General features: G+C 65.8%; 6 protein-coding genes and 1 riboswitch. All 6 genes read right to left on the bottom strand.

The annotated features are described in order from the left end of the window. Nucleotides 1-493: 493 nt before the first annotated feature. On the bottom strand, nucleotides 494-1,132 hold the full coding sequence (gene cobO, locus VQ045_RS08970) for a cob(I)yrinic acid a,c-diamide adenosyltransferase (RefSeq protein ID WP_327645939.1): 639 nt from the start codon (nucleotides 1,130-1,132) through the stop codon (nucleotides 494-496). Next, nucleotides 1,129-5,283: a cobaltochelatase subunit CobN gene (gene cobN / locus VQ045_RS08965; RefSeq protein ID WP_331829866.1), complete on the bottom strand. Its 4,155-nt coding sequence runs from the start codon at nucleotides 5,281-5,283 to the stop codon at nucleotides 1,129-1,131. Before cobN ends, cobO begins: the two co-directional genes overlap by 4 nt. 12 nt (nucleotides 5,284-5,295) lie before the next feature. Then, complete coding sequence (cobW, locus tag VQ045_RS08960) at nucleotides 5,296-6,372, bottom strand: cobalamin biosynthesis protein CobW (protein WP_331829865.1); 1,077 nt, start codon at nucleotides 6,370-6,372, stop codon at nucleotides 5,296-5,298. Nucleotides 6,373-6,418: 46 nt separating this feature from the next. Continuing rightward, entirely contained in the window at nucleotides 6,419-6,943 is a 525-nt protein-coding gene (gene cobU / locus VQ045_RS08955; protein ID WP_331829867.1) for a bifunctional adenosylcobinamide kinase/adenosylcobinamide-phosphate guanylyltransferase, read from the bottom strand. A gap of 2 nt (nucleotides 6,944-6,945) precedes the next feature. Then, on the bottom strand, nucleotides 6,946-7,710 hold the full coding sequence (locus tag VQ045_RS08950) for a CbtA family protein (RefSeq protein ID WP_331829864.1): 765 nt from the start codon (nucleotides 7,708-7,710) through the stop codon (nucleotides 6,946-6,948). Between the two features lie 96 nt (nucleotides 7,711-7,806). Next, a complete protein-coding gene (locus tag VQ045_RS08945) occupies nucleotides 7,807-7,983 on the bottom strand; it encodes a CbtB domain-containing protein (protein ID WP_327623547.1) in 177 nt (58 codons plus the stop codon). A 28-nt stretch (nucleotides 7,984-8,011) separates the two neighbouring features. Further along, nucleotides 8,012-8,273: riboswitch (cobalamin riboswitch) on the bottom strand. Nucleotides 8,274-8,335: the final 62 nt, after the last annotated feature.

The following is an 8,335-nucleotide window of genomic DNA, read 5'->3' as shown; positions in this document are numbered from 1 at the left end:
ATCTTTCTTCATGGCGTTGCTCTCCTCAGTGGAATCGGCACCCCGAGCCTAACGGCTCAAGGCGGGCAACGCCGCCCACTTCAGAGTTTCAACAGAGACCGGGACATTCCCCTAGTTCGCGGAGGAACCTCGGCTTTACGGAGGAAATCGATGAATCGCTCGTCGTCCCCAACGGAAACTGATCCGAAAGCGTTTATACAGTAAAATTCTCCGAAGGCCGCTTCAATTTCAGTTTGCGGTGAAGTGTACTCAAATTGCAAGAAACACCCCCCCCCAAATCACATTGGAATATATTTGTTCTGCCGAGGTCCGTTGGTGATTAAATCAGATACGGGCTATTTTTCGGCCCGCTCCATCATTGTCATCCCATCAACTGACTTAAGGGGATCCGATGTCGGATTCTCTGTTGCTGATGTCATGATCCGGGCGGGGAGCTTCCCAAAGAAGTAGTTCACAGCCGGTGCCGTCATACCAAAAGCCGACCCTTAACCCCCTAAAACTCGATCCCGACCTGCGCCTTCACGCCGGACCGGAACGGGTGCTTGATCATTTCCATCTCGGTCACGAGGTCGGCGATCTCGATCAGTTCGTCCTTGGCGTTGCGGCCGGTGACGACGACATGCTTCATCGCCGGCTTGCCCTTGAGGAATTCGACCACCTCGGCGATGTCGAGATAGTCGTAGCGCAGGACGATGTTCAGCTCGTCGAGCAGCACAAGCTGATGCTCGTCATCCATGATCAGCGCCTTGGCCCGTTCCCAGGCGGCCTTCGCGGCGGCGATGTCGCGCTGGCGGTCCTGCGTCTCCCAGGTGAAGCCATCGCCCATCGCGGTCATCGTCACCTGATCGGGAAAATGCTCCAGCACCTTGCGCTCGCCGGTCTCCCACTTGCCCTTGACGAACTGCACGATGGCGACCTTCATGCCGTTGCCGAGCGCCCGGAAGACGAGGCCGAAGGCGGCCGTCGACTTGCCCTTGCCCTTGCCGGTGTGGACGATCAGCAGGCCCTTTTCGATCGTCTTGGTGGCGAGGATCTTGTCGCGCGCCGCCTTCTTCTTCTTCATCTTCTCGGCATGGCGGGCGTCGAGGTCTTCCTCCGACATTCCGTCCGTGATCTTGGCCTTGTCGGTCATGTTATGCTCTCCGTTTCCGCATCATCCAGCCCGTCCATAACACCCAGCTCGGCGCGCGCCGAGTTGGAGCGCGGCGTCCACAGGCCCCGGTCGATCGCCTCTGCCAGCCTGTCGCTCATCTCGCGATAGGCGTTCGGGTTGTTCTCCAGCATGAAGCCGCGCACGTCCTCATCGGCGACGAAGGCCTGATAGACCGCATCGAAATGGTGATCGCGCACCGCGCCCGTCGTCGCCGAGAAGGCGAACAGATAGTCGACCGTCGCGGCGATCTCGAAGGCGCCCTTGTAGCCATGACGCATGATGCCGGCGATCCATTTCGGGTTGACGACGCGGGCCCTGACGACCCGGCCGATCTCCTCCTCCAGCGTCCGCACGACCGGCCGCTCGGGCCGCGAGTGATCGTTGTGATAGACGACGGGCCGTGTGCCGGAGACATGCTCCACCGCCGCCGTCATCCCGCCCTCGAACTGGTAGTAATCGTCGGAATCCAGAAGGTCGTGCTCGCGATTGTCCTGATTCTGGACCACCGCCTCGATGCCGGCAAGCCGCGTCTCGAAACTCGTTCGCTCGGCCTCGCCTTCGGCGTCCGCGCCATAGGCATAAGAGCCCCAGACGAGATAGCTTTCCGCCAGATCACTCTTGTCGTCCCAACCCTTTTCGTCGATCAGCGCCTGCAGTCCCGCCCCGTAGGCACCGGGCTTCGATCCGAAGATCCGGAAGCCGGCGCGCTTGTCCGCCTCCTCCGGCGACTGTCCTTCCGCCAAGAAAGCCTGCCGCTCGGCCGCCATCCGCGCGGCGATCGGGTTGTCGCCGGCCTCCTCCTCCAGCGCGCCGATCGCCCGGACCGCCCGGTCGAACAGCGCGATCTGGTCCGGAAAGGCGTCGCGGAAGAAACCGGAAATGCGCAGCGTCACGTCGACCCGTGGCCGCCCGAGTTCGGCGAGCGTCACGATCTCGTAGCCGGTGACGCGGCGCGAGGCGCGGTCCCAGACCGGCTTCGCCCCGATCAGCGCCAGCGCTTGTGCGATATCGTCGCCGCCGGTGCGCATGTTGGACGTGCCCCAGGCGGTGAGCCCGATCGAACTTGGCCATTCGCCGTGATCCTGAAGGTGGCGGATCACCAGGAGTTCGGCAGACTTCGCGCCAAGATGCCAGGCCGCCTCGGTCGGCACCGCGCGGGTGTCGACCGAAAAGAAGTTGCGGCCCGTCGGCAAGACGTCCGCCCGTCCCCGCGTCGGCGCGCCGGACGGCCCCGGCGGCACGAAGCGGCCGGAAAGCCCGGCCAGCAGCCCGGCGATCTCGGCCGACCCCGATTCCGTCACCGCCGGCTTCAGCCGCGCCGTCACATCCGCCATCACCGCGCCTGTGGATTGCCACTCCGGTCGCGGCACGATCTCGCCCCCGACGAGCTTGGCCGCCAGCAGCTCGATGCGCTCCACCGCATCGCCGTTCGTCCGCCACGGGTCCGTGGACAGGCCATGGAGAACCTGTGGACGCGGCCCCTCCCACGGCGCCGCCATGTCGCAGTCGAGCGGATCGAACGGCGCCCCCTCATCCGCCTCGCTTTGCTCGGCACCTTCTCCCCGATGGGGAGAAGAATGGCGCACTTGCACCAACGCCCCAGGCACGTCCGCCATTCCTCGCCCCTTTGGGGAGNTTTGCTCGGCACCTTCTCCCCGATGGGGAGAAGAATGGCGCACTTGCACCAACGCCCCAGGCACGTCCGCCATTCCTCGCCCCTTTGGGGAGAGGGTGGCCGCGAAGCGGCCGGGTGAGGGGTCGTTTTCCCCCTGCCCCTCTGCGCTAAACAGATCCGCGGCGATCGCCCGGTGCAGCGAGGCCTCGCCCGGCTTCGTCCCGCGCGGCAGCCGCGCCAGCGCCACGACGAGATCGGTCAACAGCCGCCCCTCCGGCGCCAGTCCGAAGACATGCAACCCGTCGCGGATCTGCATTTCCTTCAGGTCGCAAAGATAGGCGTCGAGCTTTTCCAGCGCCGTCTCCTCGGCGTCCTTCGCCGCGATCCCGGCATCGTGATCGAGGCCGATGTCGCGGACCAGATCGAGAATGCGCCCCTTCAGCAGCGTCAGCCGGCGCGGGTCCGTGCCAGCCGCCTCGTAATATTCGTCGACCAGCGCCTCCAGGTCGCGCAGCGGCCCGTAGGTTTCCGCCCGCGTCAGCGGCGGCGTCAGATGGTCGATGATGACGGCGCTGGTCCGTCGCTTGGCCTGCGTGCCTTCGCCCGGATCGTTGACGATGAACGGGTAGAGATGCGGCAGCGGCCCGAATACCGCCTCGGGAAAACAGCCCTCCGACAGCGCCAGCGCCTTGCCCGGCAGCCATTCGAGATTGCCGTGCTTGCCCATATGGACGACGGCGTCCACGTCATATTCGGTCCTGAGATAGGCGTAGAGCGCCAGATAATTGTGCGGCGGCACGAGGTCCGGCGAGTGATAGGTCTCTTTCGGGTCGATGTTGTAGCCGCGCGCCGGCTGGATGCCGACCAGCGTCTTTCCGAAACACGCCAGCGGTAGCGCGAAGGCCGTCCCGCCGTGATGCGTCACCACGAACGGGTCGTTCTCCGGCGCGCCCCAGCGTTCCGTCACCGCCGACCGCACGGCTTCCGGCAGTCCCGCGAAGAAGCGTCGATAGGCCGCTACCGACAGCGTCTCGCGCACCTCCCGCATCGCCGTGCCGGCATTGGTCGGCCCGGCCATCAGATGATCGATCAGCGCGTTGCCGGTCTCCGGTACGTCCGCCACCGGATAGCCCGCCGCCGCCATCGCCTCGAGCACTTCGATCGTCCCGGCCGGCGTGTCGAGCCCTACCCCGTTGCCGAGCCGCCCGTCCCGGTTGGGATAGTTGGCGAGCAGGATCGCCACCCGCTTCTCCGAAACAGGCTTCCGCCGCAGCCGCGCCCAACGGGCCGCGAGCTCGGCGACGAACGCCACCCGGTCGGCCACCGAGCGGTGCGCGACGATGTCCGTCTCGGTTAGCGCGTCCCATTCGCCGGCCGACTTGAAGGCGATCGCACGCGACAGCACCCGGCCGTCGACCTCCGGCAGCGCGACGCTCATCGCCAGATCGCGGGCCGACAACCCTTGCGCGGATGTCTTCCAGCTTTCCACCGACCCGCTCGCGAGAACCGCCTGCAAGACGACCGCCCCCTGTTCCTCGAGAACGGTCGGAACCCGCTCTCCGCCCGGCGAGGACACCGCGAAGCCGGTCAGATTGACGACGACGTCCGGAGCCCGATCCGCAAACAGCGCCCGCACCGTCTCGATCGACACCGGGTCCTTCAGGCTGGAAATGAAGATTGGCAGCACCTCCAGTTCTCGCGCCGCCAGCGCCTGCGCCAGCGCCTCGACCGGCTCGGTCTGCCCGCTCTGCACCAGCGCCCGGTAGAACACGATCGCCGCGAGGGGCTTTCCCTCTGCTTCGTCATCCCGGCCTTGAGCCGGGATCCATTCCAAGCCGCCTTCGCTGCCGTTGCGGTCCAGATGGGTGTCCATACGTTGAGGCATGGATCCCGGCTCAAGGCCGGGATGACCACCGTCAGAGGATGACGCCTTCGGGAAAGAATGGTCGGAGGGGCGGGATACTCCAGCACCAATCTCCAGCACCCCAGCCTTCAACAGCGGTTGCGGCTCGGCCGGCCATTCGCCGCCGCCCAGGATCGCGCCGCAGCCCTCCAGGAATTTCCCGGCATTCGCCGCGCCGCCCTCGACCAGATAGCGCCAGAGCCGGTCGCGCTCGGCGATCGGAATCGTGGTGTAGTGGTCGAGCCCCTGATCCGGCTTGTCGTCGCCGGGTAAGACGGCGAGCGCGGCTCCGCTCGCCTGCGCGTTGGCGAGCAGCGCGTCCAGCCCGTAGGGCCAGTACGCCGCGCCGCCGAGCAGCCGCACCACGACGAGCTTGGCGTGGCGCAACGTTCGCTCGACATAGACATCGACCGACATCGGATGTTTGAGACGCAGGAGATTGGCGAGGCGCAGCGTCGGGGCCGCAGCCCCGAGGCGCCGGGCGGCCGCCGCAAGGCTGGCGATCTCCGTGTCGGCCGCTGACAGCACGACGACATCGGCCGGCGACTGGCCGAGGTCCACCGCATCGCCGCCGTCGTCGATCGTGCCTTTCTGGGCGAGAAGGAGATGCAAGGAAAGCGCCCGCTACTCGGCGGCTTCTTTTGCCGCGCTGCCGGCCAGCGCCTGAATCTCGGCCTCGATCCGCACCGCGTCGAGGCCGTCGTGCAGCCCGATGACGACAAGACGCGTGGCCCGGGTTTCGCCGGGTGTCCAGGCACGGTCGAAATAGGTTTCGATACGCTTGCCGACGGCCTGCACGACCAGCCGCATCGGCTTGCCCGGCACGTCGGCGAAACCCTTCAGCCGCAAGATGTCGTGGGTCGCGATCAGTCGCGACAGACCCTTTGCGAAGGTCGCGGGATCAGGAACAGTGCCGGCGTCGACGACGAAGCTCTCGAACTCGTCATGGTCGTGGTCGTGCCCTTCATGCTCCAACTCGTGATGCGATTTGCGCTCGGCGATGAGGTCTTCCGTGCCGGCCGCGATGCCGAGCAACACGTCCGCCGGCAGCTTGCCGCCCTCCGCGGTGACGATCTTCACTGCGCGCGTGCTCTTCTGCCCGATCTCACGCCGCACCCGTTCCAATGTCGGCGCGTCGACCAGATCGGCCTTGTTGAGGACGATAAGGTCGGCTGCTGCGATCTGGTCCTCGAACAACTCCTCCAACGGGTTGTCGTGATCGAGGCTCGCGTCCGCCGCCCGCTGGGCCGCGACCTTCACCTCATCGTCGGCGAAGCGGCCGTCAGCGACCGCCGCTGTATCGATCACCGTAACGACACCGTCGACGGTCACCCGCGTCTTCACCTCCGGCCAGTTAAAGGCCGCGACCAACGGCTGCGGCAAGGCGAGACCCGAGGTTTCGATGACGATGTGATCGGGTACGCGCTCGCGCTCCAACAGTTTGGTCATGGTCGGGATGAAATCGTCGGCCACGGTGCAGCAGATGCAGCCATTGGTCAGTTCGACAACGTCGTCCTCGCTGCACGTTTCGATACCGCAACCCTTGAGGATGTCACCATCGACGCCGAGATCGCCGAACTCGTTGATGATCAGCGCGATCTTCCTCCCCCCGGCATTCTGCAGAAGGTTGCGGATCAGCGTCGTCTTGCCGGCTCCGAGGAACCCGGTGATGACGGTGGCGGGAATCTTCTGGCCCTGCATGGAGTGCCTCCGTTGTCGCGATCGCCTCGACCTTGGCGGTCGGCGATCAGCCCTTCAATATCATCGGTAGGCCGGCGGTGACGAAGAGGACCTTCGCCGCGACCGCCGCAACCGCTTGGTGCAATCGGCCCGCATGATCGCGAAAATCACGGGCCATCTCGTTTTCCGGCACGATCCCGAGCCCGACCTCGTTGGAAACGAGGATCGCCGGACCTGGAAGCCTCGCGGCGAGGCAGTCGACCAGCGCCTGGCATTCCGCCTCGACCGCACGCCCCTCCATCATGAGGTTGGTCAGCCACAGCGTCAGGCAATCGACGAGGACCACGCGCTCCGGCCCGGCTTCGCATCCGATCGCGGCAACCAGATCGAGTGGCACGTCAACCGTTCGCCAGCTGTTGCCTCGACGCGCCCGGTGCTCGCCGATGCGCGCCTCCATCTCGGCGTCGAAAGCCCTGCCCGTCGCGAGATAGACGGGAGCAAGATCGCTTGCTTCGGCCAGTCGCTCGGCAAGGGCGCTCTTGCCGGAGCGGGCTCCGCCAAGAACGAGAGTGACGCCATCGCCGAGCGCGATACTCACGCCGCGCGCGTCCCGAACCGGTCCATCGCGAGGCCAATGCCAAGCCCCAGCAGGACCCAGAACACGGCCGTCGTCGCCAGCGAAATGACCGCGAACTCCGCCGCAAGGGTCGGCGGAACCGGGCTCGTCAGGTCGGTGATATGCGGTGCGCCGACTACATGCGGCACGGCAAGCATCACGATTGCGGCCAATGTGGCCCACAGCTCGCGTCGGAACACGAGAAGGTAGAGCGCGCCGGCCGTCAGCGCGACGACGGCGGCCCACCAGACCTGCCGCTCGAACAGGTCCGCCGCCGGCATCGCCGGCAGTTCCGGCGGCAGTCCGAGCGCGGGCGCCAGCCCCACGGTCGCAAAGCCCGCCAAACCCCATAGAACGCCGTTCGACCGGGTGATCGCGCGGCCGGTGAGCAGGCTGACTGCGGCAAGGATCAGCGCGAAGCCGCCGCCCGCCACGATATTCGCCGACAACGTGCCAAGTAGGCGGCCGAAGAATGGAGATACGCCCGCCGTTTCGTCGTCCGCCTGCACCGCCGTCTCGTGGTCATTGGCGAGAACCAATTCGCCGCCGAACAGCGCCGACACTTGCCGGCTTTCCGTCGGGCCGCCGAGATCGGCACCGGCCGCCTCGTGTCCTGCCGTCCCGCTCTCGTATTCCTCGGCTTGGAGGATGAGCGGAACCACGCCCAGATATTGCACCGGCGTCATCACGACACCGACAAACAGGCCGGCAACCAGCGCGGCCAACAAAAATCTTACAACCATAACGATACCCCTTCCGCGCCGACGAGGTCGGGCGGCTTTGAACAATACGAAAAAGCAAAAGCCCGGTCTGCACTATGGCAGCCGGGCAACCAATGCTTAGTGGCAGGGGAATCCGTAGGAATGCCGGACATCGTGCGCCGTATCATGCACCGCCGCCGAATGGGCGAAACCGATGCCGAAGACGAAAAACGCTCCGAGAACCAACGCGGCGAGTCCGGTCGCGATACGCGTCGGTGCTTCGGCTTGGGCGATGCTATAGGTCGTTGCAGTCATATCAACCTCCGTGACGGCCGCGAGATTGCGGCGGTTTCCAAGGCCGGCAGGTCTCCTGGCTCACGGGTCTTCAGTCGCCGCCTCGCCTTCCCGAAGCCGAAGCTTCAGTGGCTTTCCGATCCGTCCGCCGATGCTGGTGACATCGTCGGAACGGGTCGGCGGTGACGACCTCGCCGCTCTACAGTCGCGGGGTCGGCTACGATGAAGGCCCCCTGCTTGGGTCGGCCCGTCGCATTCCCTCTTCGCCCCAGCCGCTTGGCAGCCGGGGAACCGTCCTTCGAGCGGATCGGGCATTTCGCCCATGTCCGCTCAATTCGTCACAGTAGCGATCGCGACCCATGGCGCAAGCGAT

Source organism: Aurantimonas sp. E1-2-R+4 (assembly GCF_036549515.1).
Taxonomy (GTDB): domain Bacteria; phylum Pseudomonadota; class Alphaproteobacteria; order Rhizobiales; family Rhizobiaceae; genus Aurantimonas; species Aurantimonas coralicida_A.
Note: the sequence above shows the minus strand (reverse complement) of the source record. Positions and strands in the feature narration are given on the sequence as shown.

Coding starts and splice junctions, on each gene's coding strand:
- cobO (WP_327645939.1), bottom strand. CDS start 1,132: ATGACCGACAAGGCCAAGATCACGGACGGAATGTCGGAGGAAGACCTC.
- cobW (WP_331829865.1), bottom strand. CDS start 6,372: ATGCAGGGCCAGAAGATTCCCGCCACCGTCATCACCGGGTTCCTCGGA.
- VQ045_RS08950 (WP_331829864.1), bottom strand. CDS start 7,710: ATGGTTGTAAGATTTTTGTTGGCCGCGCTGGTTGCCGGCCTGTTTGTC.
- VQ045_RS08945 (WP_327623547.1), bottom strand. CDS start 7,983: ATGACTGCAACGACCTATAGCATCGCCCAAGCCGAAGCACCGACGCGT.